The sequence below is a fragment of the Streptomyces sp. NPDC054847 genome, from assembly GCF_053610925.1.
On record NZ_JBSGZJ010000717.1, the window covers coordinates 1 to 2,051 of the forward strand.

General features: G+C 77.4%; 2 protein-coding genes. Both read right to left on the bottom strand.

Annotation, left to right across the window (positions count from 1 at the left end):
* The coding region (locus ACWGH4_RS34605) for a CurL C-terminal domain-containing protein (protein ID WP_453467814.1) at positions 1–533 on the bottom strand (533 nt) is incomplete at its 3' end.
* Between the two features lie 8 nt (positions 534–541).
* On the bottom strand, positions 542–2,051 hold a 1,510-nt coding region (locus tag ACWGH4_RS34610), incomplete at its 5' end, for a beta-ketoacyl synthase N-terminal-like domain-containing protein (protein WP_453467816.1).

Here is a 2,051-nt window from a genome sequence, read left to right on the forward strand (position 1 = left end):
AGCGCGTCCGCCGGCGGCAGCTCGCCGCGCAGGGCCGCCGCGGCCGCCGCGCCCGCGCCCCGGCCGAGGACCGTGTCCGGGAGCAGCCCGTGCGCCGCCAGCCACGCTCCCATGCCGTGCAGGGCCGCCGCCGTGCAGGCCGCGAGGCGGTCCGCACCGGCGGGCAGGGACAGATCGCCCGCCACGGCCGACGCCTGCGCGACCTGCGGCAGTTCCGGGCCGCCGTGCAGCGCCGAGCCGTCCCCGAGGTCCAGGACCAGCGCCGGAACAGGCCCCGCCGGGCGCGGCCGGCCGGCCGACTCCCGCAGCGCGGCCGCCAGTTCGACCGGGTCCGTGCCAATCACCGCGTGCCGTACGGGAAACCGCTCCCGCCCGTGCGCGAGCGTGGCCGCCACGTCGTCCACCGCCGGCGACGGCTCCTGCTCCAGCCGCTGCGCGAGCCGCACGCACGCGGCCGCGGCCGTCTCCGTGTCCCGCGCGGAGACGGCCAGGACCCGCGGCGCGTCCGGCCCCGTCAAGAACGTCGTCGTCATCGCCGACCTCACACCCTTTCGCTGACGTGTTCCTGGACGACCACATGGGCGTTGGTGCCGCCGACACCGAAGGAGCTGACGCCCGCCGTCCGCGGCCGGCCGGCGGGCACGTCCCACGCCCGGCCCTCGGCCAGCAGAGTGAACCGGCCGCCCGGCCCGGCCAGCTCGTCGATCGGCTCGCCCACGTTCGGGGTGGCGGGCAGCATCCCGTGGTGCACGGCGAGCACCGCCTTGATCAGCCCGGCGATGCCCGCGGCCGTGTTGCAGTGGCCGATGGACGCCTTCACCGAGCCGACCGCGACCTCCGGGCCCGCCGTGCCCAGCGCCTCGCCCAGCGCGGTGGCCTCGATGGCGTCGCCGAGCCGGGTGCCGGTGCCGTGCGCCTCCACGTAGCCGACGGCGTCCGGGCCGATGCCCGCCGCGGCGAGCGCGGCACGGATCACCCGCGCCTGGCCCTCGACGCCGGGCGCCGAGTAACCGACCCGCGCCCGCCCGTCGTTGTTGACGGCGCTGCCGCGGATCACGGCGTGCACCGGGTCGCCGTCCCGTTCGGCGTCGCTCAGCCGGCGCAGCAGCAGCGCACCCGCGCCGAACCCGCCGACCGTGCCCGAGGCCCGCCGGTCGAAGGGCCGGCACACCCCGTCGTCGGCGTACAGGAACCCGGGCCGGTAGGTGTAGGCGCCGTCGAACGCGCCGTCCAGGGACACCGCCCCCGCCAGCGCGTAGTCGCTCTCGCCGCGCAGCAGCGCACGGCAGGCCAGGTGCACCGCGTACAGGCCGGTGGAGCAGGCGGTGTCCAGCAGCAGCGCCTCGCCCCACAGGTCGTGCAGATAGGCGAAGCGGGAGGCGACGAACGTCGGGTCGAGACTCACGACGTCGTCCACCCGCGCCTCGCCGTCGGTGCGCACCACCTTGGGGCAGCCCGCGTACAGGCTGGTGCGGCGGGAGATGTCGGACAGCCGCAGCGACGCGTCCTCGACGGCCGCCCACAACACCTCGTGCAGCACGCCCTGCTGGGGGTCGCCGCCCTCGACGTCCTCGGGGGTGAAGCCGAGCAGGCCCGCGTCGTAGCCGGTGCCGTCGGCGAGCATGCCCCAGCGGGCGATGCGGCGGGTGCCGTCGGGGTGCTCGGTGACCAGCGGCCCCGGCCCCTGACGGAAGCAGTCACGGCCCGCGACGAGGTTGTCCCAGTACGCGGCCAGGTCGGGGGCGCCGGCGAACCGGGCGCCCATGCCGATCACGGCGATCGCGTCACCGTCGGCGCCGCTGCCGCGTGCCGCGGCGCGACCGGCGCCCCGCACCGCAGGCGTCGCCGTGTCCGGTCCGGCGGCCGCGTCGCCGCCGAGCAGCCGGGCCTGTGCCCGCACGGTGGTGTGCCGCATCAGGTCGGCGATGGACGGCCCGGTGCCGGTGGCCTCGCGCAGCGCGTCCTGGAGCCGGACCAGCAGCAGTGAATGGCCGCCCGCGTCGAAGAAGTTGGTGTCCGGGCCGATGTCGGCGGCGGGCAGCACCTGGCGC